At 66.7% G+C, this 26,413-nt stretch carries 8 protein-coding genes; 4 read left to right on the forward strand and 4 right to left on the reverse strand.

The window, feature by feature from the left end; translation table 11 throughout:
- The first annotated feature begins 305 nt into the window (after positions 1–305).
- Genes K0B96_RS17530 through K0B96_RS09735 form a run of 3 tightly spaced genes read left to right on the forward strand, consistent with a single transcriptional unit; the run spans position 306 to position 21,328 of the window.
- Positions 306–19,571, forward strand: a complete 19,266-nt coding sequence (locus tag K0B96_RS17530) for an Ig-like domain-containing protein (protein ID WP_220160711.1) — start codon at positions 306–308, stop codon at positions 19,569–19,571.
- Positions 19,572–19,580: 9 nt separating this feature from the next.
- On the forward strand, positions 19,581–20,654 hold the full coding sequence (locus tag K0B96_RS09730; protein ID WP_220160712.1) for a TIGR02597 family protein: 1,074 nt from the start codon (positions 19,581–19,583) through the stop codon (positions 20,652–20,654).
- A complete protein-coding gene (locus K0B96_RS09735; protein ID WP_220160713.1) occupies positions 20,651–21,328 on the forward strand; it encodes a PEP-CTERM sorting domain-containing protein in 678 nt (225 codons plus the stop codon). The genes K0B96_RS09730 and K0B96_RS09735 overlap by 4 nt, the downstream gene beginning before the upstream one ends.
- A 65-nt stretch (positions 21,329–21,393) precedes the next feature.
- On the opposite strand, the gene K0B96_RS09740 is transcribed toward K0B96_RS09735, so the two are convergent.
- Complete coding sequence (locus K0B96_RS09740) at positions 21,394–22,563, reverse strand: LacI family DNA-binding transcriptional regulator (RefSeq protein WP_220160714.1); 1,170 nt, start codon at positions 22,561–22,563, stop codon at positions 21,394–21,396.
- Between the two features lie 184 nt (positions 22,564–22,747).
- Between K0B96_RS09740 and K0B96_RS09745 the strand changes: the two genes are divergently transcribed.
- The gene (locus K0B96_RS09745) at positions 22,748–24,250 is read left to right on the forward strand and encodes an MFS transporter (RefSeq protein ID WP_220160715.1); all 1,503 of its coding nucleotides are present in this window, start codon (positions 22,748–22,750) and stop codon (positions 24,248–24,250) included.
- 27 nt (positions 24,251–24,277) lie between these two features.
- On the opposite strand, the gene K0B96_RS09750 is transcribed toward K0B96_RS09745, so the two are convergent.
- The 3 genes from K0B96_RS09750 to K0B96_RS09760 are packed head-to-tail and all read right to left on the reverse strand — an operon-like array spanning position 24,278 to position 26,407.
- The gene (locus K0B96_RS09750; protein WP_220160716.1) at positions 24,278–25,042 is read right to left on the reverse strand and encodes an SDR family NAD(P)-dependent oxidoreductase; all 765 of its coding nucleotides are present in this window, start codon (positions 25,040–25,042) and stop codon (positions 24,278–24,280) included.
- Complete coding sequence (locus K0B96_RS09755) at positions 25,039–26,118, reverse strand: mannonate dehydratase (RefSeq protein WP_220160717.1); 1,080 nt, start codon at positions 26,116–26,118, stop codon at positions 25,039–25,041. The genes K0B96_RS09750 and K0B96_RS09755 overlap by 4 nt, the downstream gene beginning before the upstream one ends.
- A 13-nt stretch (positions 26,119–26,131) precedes the next feature.
- Complete coding sequence (locus K0B96_RS09760) at positions 26,132–26,407, reverse strand: hypothetical protein (protein WP_220160718.1); 276 nt, start codon at positions 26,405–26,407, stop codon at positions 26,132–26,134.
- Positions 26,408–26,413 lie beyond the last annotated feature (6 nt).

A 26,413-nucleotide genomic window follows, 5' to 3' on the forward strand; every position in this document is an offset into this window, starting at 1 on the left:
CGTTCCACTTCCTCCGCTGGCAGGTTTAAAGTGCATTCGCGCCCTCAACCTCGACCCCGACTTGCCCCCCGAGCTGACCTTCCCATCCACACAAGCGCAACCGGTTGGACGTAAGCAGTGAAATCGAAGAAACTTATAACCCCCGCCGCCAATTCTTCGGGCTCGCATCGGCAAGGGTCCCTCGGGCTTCATCAACGGCGCTACTTTGGTTCATGGGCGCGACCGTGGGCTTCCCAGCCTCCGGACCACGGTTTTATGAACCCGGTAGACGTCAGCCTCGTCCGTCCACTTCAATACTCCGGTCCATGGTCCGTCGTGCTCGCGCGCGCCTCGCTCTCTTGGTTTTGGCCATCACTATGTCGGTGGCCATCGCTCGCGCCGCGCAGACACTCTACGTGCGCGCCGACGCCACCGCCGGGGGCAACGGAGCCTCTTGGGCGACGGCTTACAACGATCTTCAGACTGCCATCGCCGCCGCCTCGCCTTCGAACAGCAACCCCGTCGAAATTTGGATCAAGACAGGCGTCTATAAGCCCACCACCGGCACTAACCGCGCCACCCGGTTTGAACTGAAGAGCTACCTCACGCTGCGCGGCGGTTTTGCCGGCACCGAATCTGCAGCGAGTCAGCGCACGGCTTCGGCGAGCGCCACGACCTTCACAGTCCTAAGCGGCGACATCGGCACCCCCCAGCCCGACGCCATCACCGCCACGACGAACGTGAACGACCTCGCGGGGCGAACGTTCGATTTCTCCACCGCCGGCCTAAAGGACAACTGCTACAACGTCGTGCACGCTTACGGCGTGTCCTACGCTTTCCTCGACCGCGTCGTCATCGCCGGCGGCTGCGCGGACTCGACCGCCGTTTCGCAGTCCCAGATCGAAACCATGCTCCAGCCGACGACGGCCGACGGCAGCGGTTTCCGCCAAGGGATTGATGACCGTGTCACCGGCGGCGGCCTGTTCATGGGCAATGCCGATGTCGTGCTCACCGATTGCTGGGTCATCGGCAACTACGCGAAGGGCATCGGCGGCGGCATCGTGGTGCGCGGTGGTTCGCTCAACCTCCAAAACAACCGCATCGCCCGCAACGTCAGCGGCTATGCCGGCGGCGGCGTCAGCGCCCAGCAGACCACCATCGCCGCCCTCAACGGTAATTATTTCTACGGCAACTCCACTCCCTTCCTCGGCGGCGGACTCTTTCTGCAGGCGGATACCGGCAACAAATACGTCAAAGCCTACGAAGCCACCCTCCTCGCCACCCTCGCCGGCGTCACCGTCGACGATTCCATCACGCTGCCCGCGCTCGTCTCCCAGCCTCTGCACTTCGATCCGAGCATCCTCTACGACAAGCTCTCGGAACAGAAAACGCAGTTCAAGATCGCGAAGACCATTGCCAAAAAAGCGGCGGAGAAAGCCGGCCTGATTGCCCCGCAGAAACTGCTGACCAACCCGCTCACGGCCTATGCCACCAAGGGTTTTGGCGCCGCCCTCGGCTCCTCGTATAATTGGGTCAGCACCGCCGTCACCGCCGTGGATATCGGCGTGCAACTCGCGGTCCTGCTCGGCGCCGATCCGAATGATCCCTTCATCCGCGGCTGGTCGACCTTCAGCGCCGGCTTCGCGGCCTACGCCACGCCCTCCGGGCTCGCGTTTACAATCCGGGATTTCTTCGTCGATCTCTTCGCCTACCACCCGAGCTTCGAAGAACGCGCCACCAAGCTCCGCAACCAGGATTACACCGACCACCAAAACACCGCGACCCGCACCGAGATGCTCGACAACCACTTCGAGCATAATTTCTCCGGCGGCTACGGTGGCGGCGCAGTCTTCCTGCGCGCCAATGTCCTCTTGCACCGCTGCTGGTTCGTCGAAAACGAGGCCACCTACGGGGGCGGCGGCGCCGCGGCGTTCGCCTACAATAACGTCGATTTTGAAAACAGCGCCGTGCTGCGCAACCGCTCCGCGTTCGGTCATCCCGGTTTCACCTTCGCGTTCCGTTCCGTCGCCCGCCTCGTCAATCTCACCATCACCGGCAACTACGGCGCCACCGCCAGCGGGTTCGCCGTCGGCGTCGATGCCGGCGCCGACGCCAGCCTGATCAATTGCGTGTTGTGGGACAACACCAACGCCCAGCTCACCAAGGGCGGCGCCGACCTTTTCGCGACCCGCCTGGCCGATCTGGATGACGCCGGCGTGAAAGCCTACAACGACGCCGGCGATTCTCACGGCCTCTTCACCGGCACGCTCGATTTCCAATACTGTGATGTGCAGGGCCTCAGCACGCTCACGTATGGCACCGCGCTTTTCTGGCCCACGGTCGCTTACTGGGAGACCAACGTCGACCCCTACGGCATGAACGTCGCGTCCGCCTGCCCCGACGTGGGCGAAGGCATTCGCCCCGGAGCCGTGGTTTTGTTCGGTGCCGGCGTCGGCACCCGCGGGAACTTCTCCCGCGCCCCCTACCTTTTGCAGGACGTTTATCCCCATCCCTCCTCGCCGCTCATTAACGCCGGCAGCCCCGGCACGTATTTTCACAACGGCACCGAGGACGACCTCGTGCGCCACTATCGAGGCACGCAGAACGGTCGGATCGACGTCGGCGCGGTCGAAGGCAACGGCCTGCTCCCCCCCGGCACCATCGTTTACGTCAACTCCGCCGCCTCAACGTCCGGCGATGGATTGTCCTGGGCCGGAGCGAAGAAGACCCTCGCTGAAGCGCTCGCCCTCCCGCTCGCCACGGGCAACCAGGTCTGGGTCACGGCCGGCACCTACTACGCCACCCCCGGCGTCGACCGCAGTGTCTCCATGCATCTCCCGCCCGGCTGCATTCTCGTCGGCGGCATGCCGTTCGGCGCAGCGTCGATCGACGCCAGTGATCCGGTCGCCAATCCGACGATCGTCAGCGGCAATATCGGCAATCCCGCCTCCGCCGCCGACAACACCTCCTGCCTCCTTTCCGCCCACGACCTCGCCGACGGCCAGGAAACCCTCCCTCGCATCATCCGCGGCATCCGTTTCACCGCCGCCAATTCCACCTCCGCCGCCGTCTGGGTTTGCACCCCCGTCGTCATCCAGTCGTGCCGCTTCGATAACAACGCCGGCGGCCGCGCCCTGCAGATCTCCGGCACCAGCGTCAACAACGTCGCGGCCGTCGGTCAGGTCTTCGACTGCGTTTTCGAGAGCAACGCCGCCGGCGGCCTCGCCTGCTCCGCGCCCCGCCTGGACGTGATTCGCACGAATTTCTTCGATAACACCGCCCCCGCCAGCGCCGGCCTCCTCCACACCTCCAGCTACTACGAATCGGAGCTCAAACTGGAACGCTGCCTCTTCTACCACAACACCGCCACCGCCGGTCGCGGCGGCGGCGCCGGCTTCAACGGCCGCTCACTGATCATCGCCCACACCGTCTTCGCCGACAACACCGCCACGCCGGCCACCGACGACAATTCCGTCCGCGGCGGCGCGGGCTTCTATTGGACTTTCATCGATTCCAACGCCGCCTACTCCGCGCCGTGGATCACCGTTAACTCGATCTTTTACGGCAATCGGCTCACCGGCACCTTCGCCCCCACCACGCTCGAAAACCAGCAGTTCGGCCTCTCCCTTGATCTGCCGGCTTATTACCCGATCTGGAGCCTGCGCAAATTCGCCGGCAACGACATTGAAGGCCTCACTCGCCTCGCCACCCGCAACGGTGCCGAGGGCAACGTCGACTACGATCCATTCTTCGTTTCGCCGACGTCCCATAATTTCTCGCTCAGCGTTGACTCCCTGCTCCTGAACGCCGGCTCCGCCTACAGCTCCGGCACCGACACGACCACGATCGTCGGCGGCTTCGCCGACATCGGTGCCATCGAAAGCACGGCCACTTCCTCCTTCGTCCCGTTTGCCCTCACGTTCACCGCCCTGCCCGCCACCGCCAACGGTCGAAACTACACCCTCACCACGTCGGCCAATCCCACCGCCACGTCCTTCATTTGGGAGGTTCGCCGCCCCGGCGCCACCGAATGGACCACCGTCACCAACGACGCCTACACCACCGGCGCCGGCACTCGCACGCTCACCCTCACGACGCCGCCGCACACGTGGAACGGCAGCATCTACCGGCTCCGCCTCGTCGCTTACGGCCTGCGTTATTACAGCCTCGAGCAGACGGTCGCCATTCTCCCGTCGTTCCTCTTCGTCAAGCCCACCGCCACCGGCACGGGCGACGGCACCTCGTGGACCAACGCCTGCACCCTGCCCACCGCCCTCGGGCTGGCGGTCAACTTCACCCAAATCTGGATCGCCCAAGGCACCATTCCGCTCTCGCCGAGCTACCCCAACCGCATCCGGATTCCCACCGGCGCCCGGCTCTACGGCGGCTTCGTCGGCACTGAAACCTCGCTCGCGCAGCGTCCCGGCGTCGGCTCCGCTGTCACCCACATCAAGTCGGCCAATGGCGAACCGCTATTCCAAGTCATCGGCACGAACCCCGCGACCGACACGCCGACGCTGATTGACCGCGTCACGGTCGAAAGCAACAGCCCTTCCACCTACACCCGCGGCCCCGGTTTCCAGCTCGAAAACGCGAACTGCGCCTTCACCGACGTCACGTTTTCATACCTCTGGCAAGGCGCGCGCATTCGCAACGGCGGCCAGATTTCCTTCACCAATCTCACCGCCACCTTCTGCGGCACCGCGCTCGATATCGACAGCGCCGCTGTCCAGATCACCGGCAGCCAGTTCGAAAATTGCGGCACCACGCAGAACACCGACATCTCGGCCGGCGCGATCCAGAATTTCCGCGGCACCGTCACGATCGCCGACTCCACTTTCTCCAGTAATGGCGGTTACTATGCCGGCGCGATTTATTCTGCCGGCGGCAGCGGCTCCATCGACCTGCAGCGTTGCCGTTTCCTCGATAACCGCGGCTGGCGGTGGGCCGGCGCGATCTTCGTCAGCCATGATTCCGGCACCCGCATCGCCAATTCCCTCCTCGCCCGCAACCAGGTCGTTTCCGGCAGCGGCAACGGCGGTGCCATCCTGAACTACGGCAGCCTCTCCATCGTGCACTGCACGCTCGTGGCCAACCGCGCCGCCTACGACAGCGCCATCTCCGCCGTCGGTCCGACGTCGCTCATCAACTCCATCGTGTGGGGCAACACATTCCCCGACATCGGCCATCCCGAACTGCAACGCGTGATCGGCAACACCTCCGCGTCCAACTCCCTTGTCCAAGGCGGCGGCGCCTACGATCCTTTCTTCGATCCCGCCAGCGCCGACTACGCCCTGACCGCTTACTCGCCCGCGCTCAATCGCGGCGGCACCGACGACGCCCTCGCCGGCACGCTCGATCTCGCGGGTCACGTCCGCCGCTATTCCGGCGGCGCCGCCGATCTGGGCGCCAGCGAGTTCGCCGGCCCACCCGGCACGCCTGTCTATCTCACTTCGCCGATCTCCGACCAGACCGTCTACGTCGAGCGCACCGCCACGTTTACGTTGACGGGCACCATCGGCTCCACCGTCAGCTCCACGGCGTTCACCTGGGAATACAAGAATGGCGCCTCCTGGGCACCGATCGCCGGTATTCCCAACGCCGTCATCACGTCCTCGACCACGGGCAGCACGCTCACGTTGACGAACGTCACGACGTCGCAAAACGGTCTCCAATTCCGTGCCACCGCCCCCGGCGTCGGCAGCCTCGGCACCGCCACGCTCACCGTCAAAAATCGCGTCATCCTTTACGTCGACAGTCGCGTCGCCACCTCCGGCAACGGCCTCACCTGGGCCACCGCCCTCAAAACCATCACCGAAGCGATCACCCGCGCCACCGCCGACACCGACATCTGGATCGCCACCGGCGACTACGCTGATGCCGGCATCACGCCGCCTCCCGAGGCCCGCGTTTACATCGGCTTCTCCGGCAACGAAACCTCGGTCGATCAGCGCGATCCTGCCGCCAACCCGATCCGCGTCGGCCAACCGCTCGCCGACGTCACGCTCGTCGTCGACGACGTCACCACGCTCGTCCCACCGTTGACGCTCGCCGCCGGGCAGAGCGCGCGTTGGCAGGTCGACACCGGCGGCGGCAATTTCGTCGATCTCGTCGCCGACGCCGATCGCACCATCAGCCTCGTGAAAGGTGTTCCCGGCCTCAGCCTACACGCGAACCTCGCCCTCACCGGCTACCGTTATCGCGTCGTCGTCTCGGATAACACGGGCGACCTTTTCACCTCCGACAGCGCCCAGATCACCGTCATCCCGCGCCCGACCGTCTACGTCGATGCCGCTGCCGCCAGCGGCGCCCACACCGGCGCTGATTGGGCCAACGCCTTCAACGACCTCGCCGCCGCCCTCGCCGCCTACCCCGCTTTTGCCGATTTCAAAATCGCCGAAGGCACCTACACCGCGCCCGCCGGCACGAGCTTCCAGCTCCGCCGCAGCCTCACGCTCACCGGCGGCTACGTCGCCGGCACCGCGACCCGCGATCCCGCCGCGCATCTCACCATCCTGCAATCCGCCGACGGCACCGTTGCTTCCTCCACCGCGCTCAAGGTCAACGCCGACCGCGGCATCGTCGACGCGCTCACGGTCCTCGACGGCTTCACTTTCCGCCACGCCGGCACCGGCCTCTCCCTCCGCGACGCCTCGCCGCAGCTCCGCAATTGCCGTTTCGAAAACCTCATCACCGGTCTCTCCGCCGCCTCTTCGACATTCACGATCGAGGACAGCGCGTTCACCGGCCAGACGCTCAGCGCCATCCGCACGAGCAACCAGTCCGCCCTCACGGTCCTGCGCTGCACGTTCACCAATAATTCCGCCGGCACCGATGTCTACGTCGGCGGCGGCGCGATCGGCCTGGGCGATGGCGGCACTCAGCCCGGTCCGCAATCGCTCGTCGTCAACGACAGCACGTTCATCGGCAACTCGGCTTACGTGGGCGGCGCGATTTCCGTCCGCAACTTCGGCAGCACGGTCACCCTCACTCGCTGCCGCTTCGACGGCAACACCGCCAGCGACACCGGCGGCGCGCTCACCTGTGTCTCCGGCGGCTCCGTCACGGTCCGCGATTCCGCCTTCGTCCGAAATCAGTCCGCCCGCTTCGGGAGCGCCATCGTGAGCGACGCCCCGCTCACCCTCGCGTTCGTCACCGTCGCTGCCAACGTCGCCGGCGCTCACCCGAGCAACGCCGCCATCTCCACCGCCGCGCCCCTCACTGTCCGCGACAGCATCATTTGGGGCAACACCAACGCTGGCGTCAGCCAGGGCGAATACGGCCAATACAGCACCAACAACGTCACTCCGACGTTCTCTGATTCGATCGTCGATGGCCTCCTCCGCACCGCCGGCGCCCGCCTCCTGCCCTTCGACCCGCGCTTCGTCGACGCCGCCCACGGCGATTTCCGCCTCGCCCCCGACTCGCCCGCACTCGGCCTCGCGCAATCCGCCGATCTTCTGGCCGACGAAACCGATCTCACCGGCGGCCCGCGTCCCGCCGGCGCCGCGCCCGACCTCGGCGCCTACGAATCCGCCGCCGCGCCCGCGCCCGTCTACACGTTCACCCATCTCCCGACCGCCCTGTCCGGTTACTCCGGCAGCGATCTGCCTGCACTCAGCCAAAGCATCCCCGTTGGCTACAGCGGCGCGTGGCAATATAATAGCGGCTCCGGTTGGGTCACGCTCCCCTCATCCTCCAGCACCGCCCTTCCCGGCGCGCGCAGCATCTTCGTCAATTCCCAATCCAGCTCCCTCTTCACCCAGCTCTCGATTTTTGGCCTCTCCTCCGCGCTCGACGCCACGAACCTCCGCTTCGTCCTCACCGCCGGATCCAACACCTACCCATCGCCGGCCATCCCGATCACCGTCCTGCCGTTCGCCACGCTCTACGTTGATGCGAGTCGGGGGTCTTCCGGCGATGGTGCGTCGTGGGCCACCGCGTTCAAAACCCTCGACGAAGGCCTCGCCGCCGTCGACGCCGGCCATCGCGTCCTTTACGTCGCCGAGGGCAGCTACCGCGGACCGTTTGTCCTCCCGATGCGCTTTGAGATCTACGGCGGATTTCCGACCGGCGGCAGCGACTTCCCTTCGCGCGATCCCTCCGCGCACCCGACGATTCTCACCGGCCTCGCCGCCAACGGCACCGATCGCACCGACGTCGTCCGTCTCGCTTACAGCGGCAACAACTACAGCCAGCCGATCGTCGACGGCTTCGTCATCGAAAACGGCCACACCGGCCTCTCTGCCGATGTCGGCGTCGCGCCCACGCTCCGCCACCTCGTCGTTCGCGGCCACGATGCCACCGGCCTCGTCCTCAACCAAAGCAGCGGCGCCTCCCTCACGGATTCGCTTTTCGAAAACAACGCCGGCACCGACGGCGGCGCGATTCGCACCATCAACTCCTCGCAGACCACGCTCGAACGCGTGATCGTCCGCGGCAACTCCGCCACGCGCGGCGGCGGCCTCTACCTCGCCGACAGCGCCATTCTCCGCTCCGTGCTCGTGACCGGCAACGTCGCCGACACCGGCGGCGCGATCTACTTCGCCGGCTCCTCGCCGCTCCTCACGCAGGTCACCCTCGCCGGCAACCGCGCCACCACCGCCCCCGCGATCTACACGCGCTACGCCCCCGTTGCGTTGCGCAACAGCATCGTCTGGGGCAACCGCGCCACGTCCGGCGACGCCCTCGTCCAATTCGGCTCCTTCGATAGCGGCACGTATTTCATCTTTGACCACGTCACCGCCGAGCAGGCGCCCACGACCACCGGCATCCTTCGCGCCGATCCGCTCTTCATCACCGCCGTCGATCCGTCCGCCGCGCCGACCACCACCGGCGATTATCGCGTCCGCGCTGTCTCGCCCGCGATCGACGCCGGCGCCGACGCCTTCGCCACAGGCATCACCCTCGATGTCGCCGGCCAGCCGCGCGTCGTCGGCCCGGTCGACGTGGGCGCCTACGAATCCACGACGACCGGCATCACCCCGCTCGCCATTGCCGCCCCGCCCGCCGCGCTCGCGTTTCACCGCAGCGGCTCCGGCAACACCTTCTCCATTTCCGCCACCGGTGCCGCCTCGATCCTCTGGCAATCCGCCGCGCCCAACGGCGCCTGGACTTCCCTCGACGGCGCCCCCGGTTTCTCCGGCGCCACCACCGCCACGCTCACCGTCACCGCCGCTACGCCCGCGCTCAACGGCTATCGGTTCCGCGCGCTCGTCACCGGCACCGACGGAAGTGTCGTCACCTCCGACGCCGCCACGCTCACCGTTTACGTTTCCCGCCTCTACGTAAACGCCGCGCGCGCCGGCTCCGAAACCGGTGACGGCCTCACCTGGGCCACCGCGTTCCACGCGCTCGACGACGCGCTCGCCGCCGCCCCGCTCGATCCCGAAGGCACCGAAATCTGGATTGCCGCCGGCACCTACCCGCCCGCGACGGTTTACACGGCGCGCAGCGGCCTCGCGTTCTACGGCGGTTTCGCCGGCACCGAAACTTCGCTCGGCGAACGCGACCTCTCCGCCCACGTCACCGCCTTCACCGCCGCCGCCGGCCAGTCGTCGATCTTCACCACCGCGTCCACGCCGGCCTACGCGCTTCCAATTCGCTTCGACGGCCTCACGTTCAACAACAGCGCCTCCGCCACCGCCGTCACCAACGCCGGTCGCGCGCTCGATTTCGATCGCGTCCGCTTCACCGGAGTCGCCGCCGCCCTTTCCAGCCTCTACGCGCCCGTCACCCTCCGCCGCGTCGAGGTGCGCGGCAATGACAGTGCCTCGATCCTCGTCTACGTCCTCGGCGGCTCCGCCCTCGTCGAAAACTCTCTCTTCGCTGGCAACCGCAGCAGCGGCTCCGGCCAGCTCACATATTTCGCCGCGCCCACCATCATCCGCCACAGCACCTTCGCCAGCAACCGCGGCGACCATCCGCCGTTGTCTTTCGGCGACGCCAACAACCAAACCTACAACTCCATTTTCTGGGGCAACCGCCAGCTCTCGTCGCCCGCCACCGCCACCAGCCTGAACGGCGCCGCCCGCCTCTACGTTGTCTGGAACAGCGTCGTCGAAAACCTCACCGACCTCACCCGCGTTGCGACTTCGCTCCAAAATAACACCGCCGCCGACCCGCGCTTCGTCGCCCCGCTCGCCGCCACCGCCACGCCGTTCACCGCCGGCGATTTCTCCCTCAGCAGCGCGTCGCCTGCGATCGACCTCGGCAAAAACGACCAGACTTCCTCCGACGCGATCGACCTCGCCGACCACGCGCGCCAGCACGGCCTCTACGTCGATCCCGGCGCCTACGAATATCAGGCTGACGACATCTACGCGCTCACCACGCAGCCCGCCTCGACCTACGCCTCCGCCGTCACTCCCGCCACGTTCACCGTCGCCGGCTCGCGCGCTGCCACCTTCGCCTGGGAGGTCAGCGCCGACGCCGGCGCCCACTACACCGCGATCCCCGGCGCGACCACCGCCACGCTCACGGTTCCCGGCGCCGCCGAAGTCGATGGCAACCTCTACCGCGCCCGCGTCCAGTTCGTCACCGGCCCCGAACTGGTTTCGTCTGCCGTCACACTCTCCTTCCTGAACCCCGTCGTCACCGCCTCCGCACCCGCCGGGTTTGCCACGCCCGCCTCGTTCTCCGCCACCGCCAACCAATCCGTCACCGCGTGGCAATGGCAGGTGAGCACCGGCGGCGGCGCGTTCACCGATGTCCCGGGCGCGACCTCCACCGCGCTCGACGTGTCCGGCGACGCTTCGTTCGCCAATCGCACCTACCGCGTCCAGGCGACCTTCGCCGCCGGCCCCGTCGTCACGTCCAACACCGTGGCCTTTGTTTACGCCGACGCCGTGCCCGCCTCCACCTCGCCGGCGCAACTCGCGTTCTCAGTCGCCGGCGGTGTGCAACCCGCCTCGCTCACCGACGCGAACTTCGCCGTCCTCCCGCAGTTCTCCGGCCGTCTGTCCCTCACCGCCGGCGATCTCACGCCCACGTTCAACGGCGCCGCCGTCTCCTTCTCCTTCGCCGAACCACTTCCCGCCGGATCACGCGTCTTCGTCACCACCACCGCCGCCCTCCGCCGTGCCGACGGCGTCGGCGCCCGTCCGCAAGTCTGGGAATACCGCGTGCCCACCATCAGCGGCGCCGGCGCCTTCGCTCTGCCCACCACCCTCTCCCTCGCCACCGCCACCACCCTCACCGCCGGCGACGTCGATGGCGACGGCACGCCCGACCTTCTCGTCGCCGACACCGACGGTCTCCGCGTCTGGCGCAACGACGGCCTCGGCGCCTTCACCGCCGACGCCTCCGCCTTCGGCTCCGCGAATGCCAAAGCCCTCGCTCTCGGCAGCCTCTCCGCCAACGCCACCCTCGACGCCGTCGTCATCACCGCCACGGGCGATGTCGAAATCTGGACCAACGACGCCGCCGGCCACTTCACCCTCGCGCAAACCCTCCCCTCACTCTCCGCCCGCGCCATCGCCCTCGGCGATCTCGATGCGGACGGCGACCTCGATCTCGTCGTCGCCACCGCCACCGGCAATCGCGTTTACCTTAACAACGGTTCCGCCGTCTTCACCCCTGGCGCCACCTTCGGCTCCGCCGCCGCCACCTCCGTCGCCCTCGCCGACTTCGACCTCGACGGCGATCTCGACGTGATCGTCACGAGCACAACGAACACGATCATCTACTCCAACAACGGCTCCGCTGCCTTCACCGCCGCGCTGACCAGCGCCACACCCGCCGACCGCGTGACCACCGCCGATCTCGACGCCGACGGCCGCCTCGACGTGATCCTCACGCGCGCCGATCAGCCGGCGCGCCTGTGGCGCAACACCGGCGCATTCCAGTTCACCACGCTCGCCGCCGCGCCCGGCGGCGGCACCCTCGCGACCCTCGCCGCAGGCGATATCGACGGCGACGGCCGCGCCGACCTGATCCTCACCGACGCCGTCGGCACCACCTCGCCGTGGCTCACCGCGCCCGATCTCGCCAGCGCGCCGCTCACCGCCCAACCGCTCCTCAATCTCGGCGCCGACGTCACGCTCGCGGACCTCGATGGCGACGCCGCTCTCGATCTCGTCGGCCTCGATGCGGCCGGCCATCCGATCGCCTCACTCTATCATCGCACCGCGACGCAACTCGACGAAGGGACCACCGCCTCGCTCGCCGCCGCCGGCTTCACGCCCGCGCCGACCACCGTTCACCTCGCGTCGCTCCCGGCCCATGGCACGCTCCTGAACGGCGTCACGCCCGTGCAAATCGGGGACACCTTCCCGCTCGCCGCCGCAGCCTCGCTCACCTATTCGCCGGCGGCCCATTTCAACGGCCTCGATTCGTTCACGTGGAGCGACACCGATGGTGGTGCTCCGCGCACCTACTGGCTGCTCGTCAAACCTGTCGTCGACAGCATCACCGCGACTGACGACACCCTCACCGTCGCCCAAGGCGGCACCGCCACCACGCTCGATGGCGCCATCGCCAGCGTCCTTGCCAACGACATTAACGAGGACGACGGCGCCTTCGTCGCGTTCATCGTCACCCGCCCCGCGCACGGCACACTCACGCTGAACTCGGACGGCACGTTCAGCTACGTCCACGACGACTCCGAAACACGCACCGACTCGTTCACCTACCGCGCCAAGAACCTCGTCACCGGTGCCTATGCCGACGCCACCGTGGCGATCACGATCCAAAACGTAAACGCCGCTCCCACCGCCATCGCCCTTGCACCGGCTTCCGGCACGCATTACACCGGCCAGCCCGCCGGCGACACGGTTGCGCTCCTCTCCGCCAGCGATCCCGACCCGGAAGATGCCGGGCTGCTCACGTTCACGCTCGTCACCGGCACCGGCGATACCGGCAATGCCGACTTCACCCTCTCGGGCACGTCGCTCGTCACCGCCGGCCCCATTGATTCTTCGCTCGGCCTGACGCGCTCCCTCCGCGTTCGCGCCACCGACCCCGCCGGGCTCTGGTTCGAGCAAACGTTCACGGTTTCATTCACCCAGGCCCCGACGCCGCTCGCCGCCAGCGCCACCCTCGACGAAGACACGCCCGCTGCGCTCACCCTCTCCGCCGCCGGCGGCGCCGCCGCGCTCACCTACGAAATCGTCTCCGCTCCCGCCCACGGCTCGCTCACCGGCACCGCGCCCAATGTCACTTACACGCCGTCCGCCGACTACAACGGCAACGATTCCTTCACGTTCCGCGTCACCGATGGCACAGTCACGTCGGCGCCCGCGACCGTTTCGCTCACGATCAACCCCGTTAACGACGCCCCCACGCTCGCCACGCACGAAATCACGACCGACGAGGACACGCCGGTCACCTTCACCCTCGACGGCTCCGACGTGGAAAACGACCCGCTCACCTACCACATCTACACCTCTCCGCGCCTCGGCAGCCTCGTCATCAACGGCTCCTCTGCCACCTACACCCCGAGCCACCTCGGCGGCCAGTTCGGCACCGAAGACGCGTTCCTGCTCTACGTCGACGACGGCTCGCCGCTCGGTTTCTCCTCGCCCGTCCTTTTCACCGCCCACGTCGCCGCCATTCCCCACGCGCCTGTCCTCGACGCTCTTCCCGGCGGCGGCTTTGGCGGTAACAAAAACGAGCCGATCACCTTCACCGTTCACGCGACCGATCTCGACGGCGGCTTCATTAGCTACCGCGTCGGCACCGCGCCCGCGCACGGCAGCGTTCGCTTCAGCGGCGCCGATGTCACCTACGTGCCCGCCTACAACTTCTCCGGCGCCGACTCGTTTACCATCGTCGCCACCGACGGCGCGCTCGATTCCGCGCCCCTCACCGCGATCGTCGCGGTCGCCGACCCCGTGCCGGGCGCGTTCGATCTCTCGTTCACCGGCGCCCAACACACCACGCTGCACGGCTACTTCCAAGGCAGCGATGCGCAGAACGACCCGCTCACCTACCAAGTCCTCACCGCGCCTGCCCATGGCTCGATTGCCCAACGCACCGAAGTTGTGACCGTCGATTCGATCTCCGCCCTCACCTCCTGGGTCGACTACACGCCTGACGCCGCCTTCAACGGCACCGACTCGCTCACCTACGTCGCGATCGATCCCGCCGGCCAGGTTTCTGATCCCGCCACGATCACGTTCAACGTCACCGCCAACAATCTCGCGCCCGTCGCCACCGACGTCTCCGTTTCCCAACTCGGCCTCGCGTCCACCGCCGCCGTCACGCTCGCCGCGACCGACGCCGAGGGCGATGCCCTCACCTACCGCATCGTCACGCCGCCCACGCACGGCCAGCTAACCGGCGATGGCTCCGCCGCGGTCACCTACACGCTCGCCGCCGCGCCCTTTGTCGGCACCGACACATTCACCTACGTCGCCAACGACGGCTCGCACGACTCCGCACCTGCCACGGTCACGCTCAACTTCACGAAGGACGTTCGCGCCGCCCACACCGTTGGCGACCTCGTCGACGTCTATCGCGGCCTCGGCACCGACATCGACGTCCTCGCCAACGATCACGACGACTGGGGCGATCCGATGTTTATCTTCGAGGTCACGCAGCCCGCCCACGGCACCGTCACCAAATTCAGCGACCACGTCTATTACGCCCACAACGGCGACTCCGCCACCGACGACGAGTTCACCTACACCGTCTCGAACTTCAGCGGCCTCACCGTCACCGAACACGTTTTCATCACGGTCAAAGATTACGTCATCAACGTCACCTCCAACGCCGACTCCGGCGAGGGCACCCTCCGCGCCGCCATCGACACCGTCAACCGCTACGCTTTCACCCCGCTCACGCCCTCCGGCGACCGCGCCGAGTGGACGATCAACCTGCTCCTCGCCGCCGACAGCAGCATCATCAACGCCCTGACCGCCGGCGCGAGCAACGACATCGCCCCCGCTGTCCCCGACCACGATACGCTCGGCGCCTCCGCCTACGAAATCCAAGGCCATGTCACCATCCGCGGCGCGGCGCCCTCCGGCCGCGTCACGCTCAACCCCATCGCCGCCGGCGGCCGCCTCCGCGCGTTCTACATCGACCCGCGCGCCGTGGTCACGTTGCAGGACATCGACGTCACCGGCGGCACCGCGCACCTCGGCGGCGCCATTCTCAACGACGGCGCACTCACACTCGAAAACGTCACCCTCTCCGCCAACACCGCCGACGCCGATGCCGACGCCCCGGGTCGCGGCGGCGCGCTCTACAACCGCGGCGATTTCGCGCACTTCAATACCATCGCCACCCTCTCGCTCACCAACGTCGCCTTCACCGGCAACGTCGCCACCGAAGGTGCCGGCCTCTATCAGGCCAACGGCGAAATCACCGCGCACAGCGTCACCTTCTCCGGCCACGATGCCACCGCGCGCGATTACCGCCTCGCCGCCGGCACGTTCACCGCCGAGTCGCTCACCGCGGATACCCCGGGCGCGCCGTGGTTCGGTCCGCTCACGCCCGTCACTATCCGCAACCGGTTCACGCAGACGATCCCCGTCGATCTTGCCGCCGGTGATTCCTTCGCGGTCACGAGCCAGATCCCGTGGTCTGGCGACGCCAACATCCTCGTCGCCGGGCCATCGTTCACCGTCAGCGGCCGCGGCGACACGCGCACCATCACCACCGATCTCGGCGCCTCGCCGACCGCCGGCCCCGTCTATCTCACCGCCACCGCGACCGGCCATGGCGCCACCTTCATCCGCAAGGCCCAGGTCACCGTCGACCCCGCCGTCGTGCGCACACCAGTCGCGCGCGACGACTACATCACCTCCCCCGCGCAAGGCAGCACGATCCCCGTCCACGATCTGCTCCTCGCCAACGACTCCGACCCCGACGGCCTGAATCTCTACATCAACGACTACACGCAGCCCCAATACGGCACCGTTTCCGAGGTCGGCGGCGTTCTCTCCTACTCCTCGCCCAACGCCGCGAACGGCTACGAAGACTCGTTCACCTACACGATTACCAACGGCACCCACACCGCGACCGCCACGGTGCACGTTCTCCATATTCCCAACCGTATCGTTGCCGTCACCTCCGCCGCCGATTCCGACAGCGGCACGCTCCGCGCCGCGCTCGCCCAAGCCACCCAATATTCCGCCCAAGCCTGGACGCTCTCGCCCATCGGACTTTCCTCGCCCTCGCTCACGCTCGCCACCGCCGCTGAAAACGACCCCGAACTCGGCGCCTCCGCCCTCGTCATCACCACCGATGTCACGATCGATGGCAGCGGCGTTCCCAATCTCGTCGTGAGCCCGGATGCCAATGCCGCGCCCATGCGCCTCTTCCGCATCGCCCCCGGCGGCAAGCTCACGCTGCGCAACCTCACCGTCTCCGGCGGCTCCGCCCATCTCGGCGGCGCGATCTACAACGAGGGCAAGCTCGTCCTCGATCACGCCACGCTTTCCAACAATACCGCCACCGCTCCCGACGCCGCTACCGCCGGACTCGGCGGCGCGATCTACAACGCCGGCGGCTCGGTCACCCTCACCGGCTCCCACCTCGAAACGAACACCGCCGCCGACGCCTCGGGCACCGTTTTCGGCCTCGGCGGTGCGATCTACACCCGCGACGGCGCGGTCACGCTCACCGACTCCGCCCTCGCCGATAACATCGCGCAGAACGGCGCCGGCCTCTACGCCGAAGGCATCACCGGCGCCACCGCCACGTTCATCACCAGCGTGCTCGACAATCCCGATGGCGTCGCCGACCTCGCCGGCACCGGCAACGTCGCGTTTCACCGCACCCGCAGCACCATCGTTCGCATCGACGGGCCTTCCGTCGGTTCACTGATCGATCAAACCATCGATCGCAACGACTTCACCGGCGACACCACCGGCGCCGTCGCCTTCACCGCCAGCGACCAAGTCCCCGGTCTCGCGCTCTCCGCCTCGTCCTCCGTGGACGGCGTGATTCCCAACTCCTCCCTCACCTTCGACACGACCGACGACGTTCATCACCTCAACTTCGCCGCCACACTCTCCGGCCTCAGCGACCTCACGCTCACCGCCTCGGCGGGCGGCATAAGTTTCAGCGAACATTTCCGCGTCGCCGCCAACACCGGCACCGCCGCCGATCCCTCGGCTTATCCGCAGACTGGCGGCACCATTTACCCGTTCCAGTTCGTCACCGTCGATCCCCTCCAAGGCAAGGTTTACGACTCCTCCGGCACCCAACTCCCCGGCGGCAACGGTCCCGCCACCGACCCGCTCAACCTGCCGCTCATCGTCGCCGCCGTCACGCAACCCGCCCACGGCACCGCCACCATCAACGCCGGCGGCCGCATCGTCTACACCCACACCGATCCCGCCTTCACCAGCGGTTCCGACGAGTTCACCTACACCGTCAGCAACGGCTTCGGCGGCACCGCCACCAGCGGCGTGCAAGTCACCATCCAACCCGCCGAACTCACCGCCACCGACATCGCCTCGTTCAACAACGCCCTCGCCCTCGCCAATGCTCAGCCGGCGACGTCGTGGACGATTCACATTGTCGCCGCCGCCAACACCACTTGGACCACCAGCGGCTACTATTCCGGCAACGCCACCGACGGCTTCTACTCCGCCGTGAAGATCGCCGGACACATCACCATCGACGCCAGCGCTTCGCCGGGCTTCACGCTCACCGTGCCCACCCCGGGCTACTCCGGCCCGCCCGCCCGCCACTTCCTCGTCCTCGCCGGCGCCGAGCTCAATCTCAAGGACATCCGCCTCGCCGGCGGCTCCGCCTACGCCTACGGCGGCCCCCCCGCCGCGGGCAGCGCAGTTTACAACTTCGGCACGTTCACCGCCGACCACGTCACCTTCGCCAACAACAGCACCTACGCCGCTGGCCTCGGCGGCGCGCTCTACAACGACGGCGGCACGGCCTCGCTCGTCGATTCCGCATTCACGAACAATAGCGTCAACGGCGGCAGTTTCGGCGGCGCGATCGCCTCCCGCAACGGCTCCCTCGCCCTCACCCGCGTCACCTTCTCCGGCAACCAGGCCACCAACGCCAAAGACGTTTACATCCTCGGCGATGCCGCCACCGCCACCATCACGCACACGGCCACATTCGTCTCCAGCTCCCTCTACGCCACCGCCAACGGCGGCACCGTCTCCGGCGCACCTCTCCCGTCGAGCCCCGTCGCCCACGATGACGTGGTTCACCTGCGCTCCGACCACACCGCCGTCGTCCCCCTCGAAATCCTCCTCGCCAACGACACCGGCGATTCCCTCGCCTTTACCAGCGCCACGAGCGGCGCAAGCGGCTCCGTCGCCGTCGCCAACGGTTTCGTCACCTACACGCCCAACGTCCCCGACGATCCCGACAACGACACCTTCACCTACACGGTCACTGATGCCTACGGCAACCTTGCCACCGCCAACGTCGCCGTCAGCACCGCACCCGCCAACCAGCCGCCCACGCTCGACGCGCTCGCCGATCTCACCGTCCTGGAAGACGCCGCTCCGCAGACCGTCAACCTCTCCGGCCTCTCCGCTGGCTTCGATGAAACGCAACATCTCACCGTCATCGCCACGTCCAGCAATCCGGCGCTGATCCCTGATCCCACTGTCACCTACAACGACGGCGACACCACTGGCTCGCTCTCCTTCACGCCCCTCGCCAACGCTTCCGGCACCGCCACCATCACGGTCACCGTTCAAGACGATGGCGGCCAAGACGACGGCGGCCTCGATACACTCTCTCGCATGTTCGTGGTCACCGTCACCCCGGTGAACGACGCTCCCACGCTCGACGCCCTTGCCGACCCGCCCGCCATTCTCGAAAACGCTCCCGCCCAAACCATCGCGCTCACCGGCCTCACCGCCGGCCCGGGCGAATCGGCGCAAACCCTCACGGTCACCGCCACGTCCAGCAATCCGGCGCTCCTGCCCGATCCGACCGTCACCTATTCGAGCCCCGACGCCACGGGCTCGCTCACCTACACGCCCGTCTCCGGCCAGTCCGGCACCGCCACCATCACCGTCACCGTCCGCGACGACGGCGGCACCGCCAACGCCGGCGCTGACACCTTCACGCGCACCTTCACCGTCACCGTCACGCCCGTGAACGACCCGCCCACGCTCGACCCCATCGCCGACCCCGCCGCCATTCTTGAAGACGCCGCGACACAAACCGTGAACCTCACCGGCATTTCCGCCGGTTACCTTGAGACGCAAAATCTCACCCTCACCGCCACCTCCGACAACCCGGCGCTGATCCCCAACCCCACGGTCAACTACACCAACGGCGCCTCCACGGCCACGCTCTCCTACACGCCGGTCGCCCACACCTCCGGCACCGCCACCATCACCGTCACGCTCCACGACGACGCGGGCACCGCCCACGGCGGCGTCGATACCACCACGCGTTCGTTCACCGTCAGTGTCACGCCGCCACCCGCGCCGCCGCCCACCGTCGCGATTTCCCCTCGCTCGGGCGGCGGTGTCACGCTCCACCTCACCGGCGAGGCCAACGTCGCCTATCACATCTACGTCTCCACCGATCTCTCGACGTGGGCACTCTTTTCGACCATCACGACCGCCGGTGATGGCACCGCCACCCTCGACGATTCCACTTCCCCCGCCACCGGCGCCGCCCGCTTCTACCGGGCCGACGCCGACTGATTCACCGCGATGAAAACGCTTTTTCTCGCTCTCACCCTCCTGCTCCCGCCCGCCGCGCTCGCCACCCCGAGCGACCCGGTCGGCGCGCTCCAACTCACGCTCCGCGGCGGCAGCGATACGATGGTCTCGCTCCCGCTCCACCGTCCGGCCCTCGTCGAAACAACGACCGCGAGCCGCTCCGGCGCGCAACTCACCCTCGCCGCCGACCTTCCTTCCCTCCCCGCCGAAGGCGCCTTCGCCCTCGTCATGACTGGCCCGCTCGAGGGCGCCGTGCTGCCCATCACCGCCTCGTCCGCCCGCACGCTCACGGTCGAGCCCGGCGCGTTTGACCTCAGCATCCTCGCTACCGATGCCGTTGACGGTGCAGGTGCCGGCTCCGTCGTCGCGGTCATCCCTTACTGGACACTCGACACCGTATTCCCGCTCGGCGCCGGCATCACAGTTTCGCCCAGCCGCCTCGTCGCGCGTTCGCAAGTGCTCCTTTTTGACTCCACCCGCACCGGCACCAACCAAGCGGCCTCGGACGTCTATTTTTATTTCAGCGGCAACGGCACCTACGTCGCCGGTTGGTATCGTTTCGGCGATATGACGAAGCTGTGCGGAACGACGCGCCTGCCCCCCGGACGCTCGTTTATCGTCCGCCAACCCGCCGGCTCAGATGGCAGTCTGCTCGTCACCGGCGCCGTCCAAATGGCTGCCTATCGCGTGCCCTTGGCCACCCTCGCCGCCGGCGTCGATCAGGATAACGCCGTTGCGCTTCCGGTGCCCGTCACCCTCACCCTCGATGCCTCGGCGTTGCACGAATCCGGCGCCTTCGCCGCTTCACCGAGCCGCCTCGTCGCCACGGATCAGTTGCTCGTTTTCGACAACACCACCCCGGGCATCAACAAGTCCGCCACCGCCGTCTACTTTTACTTCGCCGGCAACGGCACCTACGCAGCGGGCTGGTATCGCTTTGGCGACATGGCCCATCCCGCGGGCAGCATCACGTTGAAACCCGGCGAAGGATACGTCATCCGTCGACACGCCACCGCTCAACCGGATGTCCGTCTCTGGACCGCTCTTCCCTCCTATCTTCAATGAACTCGCGCTTTCTCTCCTTGTTTCGTCGCTCCGCGCTTCTCGCGCTCCTTCCGCTGCTGGCCATCGCCGCGCGCGCCCAGACCGTCACAATCTCGTTTGGCGCCGGCACCCTCTACGACGGCAGCGGCACGATGGTCCCCGCCGGCGCGCTCGTCCTGCTGGTCGCCGACACCAACCAAGACGACTTCGCCGCGTTCACTGCCGGCAGTTCGCTTGCCGTTGGCAGCTACCTCAACGGCGATGATCAAATTCTCGGCCGCGCCTTCACTGACTCCGATGCCACCGTTGCGGCCAGTTTCGCTTCCATCCCTCTCGCCAGCAATCCTTCGCCCGGCGCCTTCACTGCTCTCACCACCGGTGATCGCCTCGCCCTCGTCTGGTTTCCCCAGCTCGATGCCTCCACGCTTTTCCTGAGCAACGGCGACGCCTACGGTTTATTTTCCAGCCTTTCGACGACCGCCGACGGTGATCCCTGGACCGTCCCGGGCGCGGGCGGAACCATCATGATCAATTTTCTCACCCTCTCGGTGGGCGGCGAACATCCCGAGACAGACGGCCATGCGCCGCTCGCCGCGATCCCGGAACCGGCGACGTTCACCCTCGGCCTCGGCGGCATCGTGCTCCTCGGCGCCGCGCTGCGTCGATTCTCACGCCAACGTTCCGCTGCCCGCTGAGGCACGCTCGCGCGCCCATTCGCGCCTTCGGTTTGGTCCACCAGCCGGGCCGCCTCCGCTTCCGCTCACGACTTGATTTTCTTCGTCGGCCCGCCGCGCCTGGCTGAACTCTTCCGCGCGACGCCAGCGCTCACCACCGCCACCTCCTGCGCCGGCGCCGCGGGAAACGGACACGAAGCGCCGTCGAACCAGGTGCCCTCCACAAACGTCGTCGTCGCGATCGTCGGCACGCCAAATTTATTGTGGTGCAACTGTCCCGCCAGAATCTCCACCGCCAGCCCGCCGACCGTTTCATAGTTTTGGCGCACACCCGCCATGCCGCCGCCAAAGTCGTTCAAAAACACATCCACGACGGCCACGTCGCGCGGCACCCGCAGCTTCATCTCTTCCAACCGCGGCAGAACGAACGACGCCTTCGCCACAATCACCTCCGGTCGGTAGCGCTCATACCAGTCCTTGAATCGTGCGAGCGGCACGACCACGTCGGTCTTCGATTCTTCCATCCACGCCTCGATCGGCTCCGCCTCCGGAAAAAGCAACATCGGCACGCGATCACGCACCGGTAGATTCGCCTGCTCGCACAGGAATCCCGCCGACCACAGGTGATCGACGCTGTAGTTCCACCCGCGGTGCATCACGAATCCGATCCGCCGGTAACCGCCCGCGATCACCCGCCGCAACGCAAGCCGCACGATGCTGCACTGATCGTTCGTCACGTTGTGCAGATCCGGCTTGTGCGGAAAATAATCGATTTTCACCGCACTGAAGCGGTCCCACTCGAAATGAATCGAGTCGTCCGCTTCGCGCTGGTGCGACGCAATGATCACTCCGTTGATCCCGCGCGCCGCCAGAATCCCGCTCAACCGCCCGTGCGTCAGTCCCGGCTCGCGCATCCAGAAATGCTCCAGTTTGTAGCCGAGCTCCTCCGCTTTCGTCCGGGCTCCTTGATAAAAATCCGGATGCGCCGTCACCTTTTTCCAGCCCCACGCCGAATCCCAGTTTGTTACGTAGGCCAGCGTCGAGGGCGACCGCCGTTCCATGGTTCGGCCGCGATAGGCCACCAAGGCGCGCAACAGCGGATCCGGCGTGTAACCCATCTTGCGCGCGAGCGCCTGCAGGCGTTCCCGCGTCGCCGGTGGCAGGCGCGGATGATTGCGCAACGCGAGCGACACCGTCGTCACGTGCACACCCGCGGCCTGGGCAACATCGTTCAAGGTGGTTCGACGAGGATTCATGCGCGTTCGGGGGTGAAAACAAAACCGCGCCGCCCACGTCACGCGGCTCGCCAATCCGTCTCAAGTCTAATGTTAGCCGCCATCGGTGATTGTCGCCGAACGCTTCCTCCGCAGCGTCGCAGACGCACCGCGCGGCCCCTTTCTGGTTCGCTCCTCCCGCGTTCGGCCTGCCCCTCCCCAACCCATGAGCCTCCCGGTTCAAAAATTGTCATTCCTCGAAAAAGCCGGTTACAGCGCCGGCGATGCCGCCGCGAACTTCGTCTTCATGACGATGGTGCTGTTTCAGCTCAATTTTTATACCGACGTCTTCGGTCTCTCCGCCAGCGCCGCCGCCGCCATTCTCCTCTGGCCGCGCCTCTGGGATGCCATCTTCGATCCCATCGTCGGCGTTCTCGCCGACCGCACCAACACCCGTTGGGGCAAGTTTCGTCCGTGGGTCCTCTGGACCTCCGCGCCGTGGGCCGTCTGCATGGTCCTCGCCTACACCACGCCGCTCGGCTGGAGCACCGGCATGATGATCGCCTACGCCGGCATCACGAACACCGTCCTCATGACGCTGTACTCCATGAACAACATGCCCTACTCCGCCCTTGGTGGCGTGATGACGGCCGACCTGGAGGAACGCACCAAACTCAACTCCTACCGCTTCGTCTCGGTTAACATCGCGCAGTTCATCGTCGGCGGTTTGACGCTTCCGCTCGTCGCCAAATTCGCCGCCGGCCACGACCGGCAGCACGGCTGGCAGGTCACGATGACCATCTGGGCCGTGCTCTGCTTCGTCCTTTTCCTCGTCACGTTTTTCTCCACGCGCGAACGCGTGAAACCCGTCGCCGCCGTAAAGAGCTCCCCGAAGCAAGACTTCGCCGACCTGCTAAAAAACCGCCCGTGGCTCGCGCTCGTGGGCTACACGGTCTTTCACTTTGCGATGCTCGCCTACCGCGGCGGCGCGCACTACAACTACTACCACCACTACGCGGACAAAGCGGCGATGTTCGACTTCGTCGCAAAGCTGGGCCTCACCACTTCGGCGACCACGCACCCTTCAGGCCTGCTCGAATTTCTCGGCTACGTGGTGCACAGCACGCGCGAGACCGCGAGCGATTCGAACGTCGCCGATGTGTTCAACAGCATCGTCAACATGGTCGGCACCGCCACGACCATTCTCGGCATCATCCTCTGCGCCGGCCTCTCGGGTAAATTCGGCAAGAAGAACGTCGCGCTCGTCGGCTTCTCCCTCTCCGCCGTCAACGCGTTCCTCATGTATTTGCTGCCGCCCACCGCGGCGACGGGCATGGTCTTGCTCGCCGTCACCGGCGCGGCCGTTTACTCGCCCACGATCGCCATCATGTGGGCGATGTATGCCGATGCCGCCGACTATTCCGAATGGCAGACCGGACGGCGCTTCACCGGCATGGTTTTTGCCACGATCGGCTTCTCCCTCAAAGCCGGCCTCGCCCTCGGCTCCGCCACCTTCCTCTGGCTCATGGCCGGCCTGTGGAATTACGACACGAGAAATCCCTCCGCGCGCGACGCCATCGCCGGGTTTCGCGTTTCGAGCAGTCTCTTCGTCGGCCTCCTTTTTCTCGGCTGCGTGCTCTGTGTCGCCGCCTGCGGGCTCAACCGCCCCGTCACCTTGCAAATGGCCGCCGAACTCGCCGACCGCCGCCAACGCGCCGCCCGCGCCTGACCGCGATCCCGCCGCGATCTTCTCCGCTCAAAATCCCACGCTCACGCCGCCATCCACCGGCAGCGTCACGCCCGTGACGAACTTCGCCGCCGGCGAAGCCAGATAGACCGCCGCCCAGCCGATATCCTCGGGCTCACCCATGTCGCCCATCGGCGTGCGGCCAAAAATCTTGGCTTTGCGCGCCGGATCGCCGTCAAGCGCCCGACGCGACATCTCCGTCGCAATCCAGCCGGGCGCGATGCAGTTCACCCGCACTCCGTGCCCTGCCAGTTCCGTCGAGTAACCTTTGACCAAGCCCACCATCGCCGACTTCGCCGCCGTGTAGGCGATCACCAGCGGAATGCCAAAAATCGACGCCATCGAGCCGGTGAACAAAATCGAGCCGTGCCCGCGCGCCATCATGCCAGGCGCGACCGCCCGCGTGAGCGCATGCGCCCCGACGACATGCGTGTTCAGCACCGCCTGAAACTCCTCCGGCGTCGTGTCGACCGCGGGCTTCTTCAAATGGATGCCCGCGTTGTTGACGAGGCAAGTCACCGGCCCGACGTCGCGCGTCACCCGCTCCACCAATCCGGCCGCGCCGGCAAAATCCGTCACATCATGCGTGAACGCGTGCGCCCCGCCGCCGAGCGAGGCCACCGCCGCCTGCAACTCCGCCTCCCGCCGGCCCACCAGCACCACCTTTGCTCCGGCGCCGTGCATCGCCCGCGCCATCGCCAGCCCGATGCCCGTGCCGCCGCCCGTGATCAGCGCGATCTCGCCGCGCAAGGAAAACGCTTCGTCGAATTTCATTTGTGTCCCAGAGTCTGCAGCCCCGCCTTGAGATAGCCCATCGCAAACGCCATTCCTGCGTGCCACGGCGCCGCGCAGCTCATCTGCGGCGCGTGGTCCGGGATGATCACGCCCTCGAAACCATTCTTCTGCAAAATCGCCAGCACGCGCATCACATCCACTTCGCCGTCGTCGATGAACGTCTCTTTGTAGGTCGGCACCTTGCCGCGCACATTGCGCAGATGCACATATCCGAGCCGCCCCTGCCGGCTGTAATGCTCGACCACTTCGTAGATGTCTCCCTCCGTCATCTCGGCGAGCGAACCCACGCAGAACTCCAACGTGTTCGCCGCACTCGGATTGAGATCGATCGCCTTCTGGTAGAGCGAAGGCTGATAGACCAGCCGCGGCTGGCCGCGTATGGACGGCATCGGCGGATCGTCCGGATGGAGCGCCAGTTTCACCCCCGCCTGCTCCGCCACAGGAAAAATGTCATCCGCGAAACGCTTGAAACGATCCCACAACTGTTCGGGCGTCGCCGCGGGAATCGTGCCGGAGCCCCGCGTCGGCGCCGCGGGATCCACGATCATGTTCCAAACCAAACCATTCGGCATCGGCAGATCATACGGCCCTTCCATCCCCACCGCCGGGGCGCCGCCGCGCGCGTAGTTGCCTTTCGTCCGCCCCGCCACGCCCGCGATCGAGAAGTTGTAACCCATGATCGGGATGCCCGCCTCGCCCATGTGGCGGACGATCGTCTTCACATTTTCGATGTGCTGCGCCCGCCGCGGGCCATCGATCAAAATGTCGCCCCAGTGCGCCGGATCGAAATTCTCGATCGCCTCGAGTTTCAACCCTTCCGCCTCGACGTTGCGTCGCAACGCCACGAGTTCATCGGTCGTCCAAAGTTGGTCCGCATCACCCGCCAGACCCCAACCCCAGTCCGTGCCCGTCGGCTGATCGTCCGGCCCGGCATGCACGCCGCCGCGAAAATAGTCCACGAGATGCGCGATGACGTGCGTAGCTCCCGCCTGCTTCGCGAACGCGAAGTTTTCCGGCGTGAGCATGTGCTTGTAGAGACCTAACCCGAGTTTCATGCGAAGGAAGTAATCAAGGCCGGCCGCGACCGCTTTCGACCGGCCCGAGATAACTCCGTCTCATTCCGCCCGTGTCGATCAAGATCCGCTCGATCACCACGCCCGCCGTCATCCGCAAAACGTTCCTCAAAGCCTGCACCCGCCAGCCGACTTTCCTGGCATTTTCAAACAAGGTGCAAGCCAAGGCGGCTCGCAGGCCCTCGACGGCAAACAGATCGCACCGATAGTTTCCCCGATCGATCAGATGATGCAACGCGCCGGAGTATTCGATGCGCAACCTTCGAACCATGCATGA

This window comes from Horticoccus luteus (assembly GCF_019464535.1).
GTDB lineage: Bacteria > Verrucomicrobiota > Verrucomicrobiia > Opitutales > Opitutaceae > Horticoccus > Horticoccus luteus.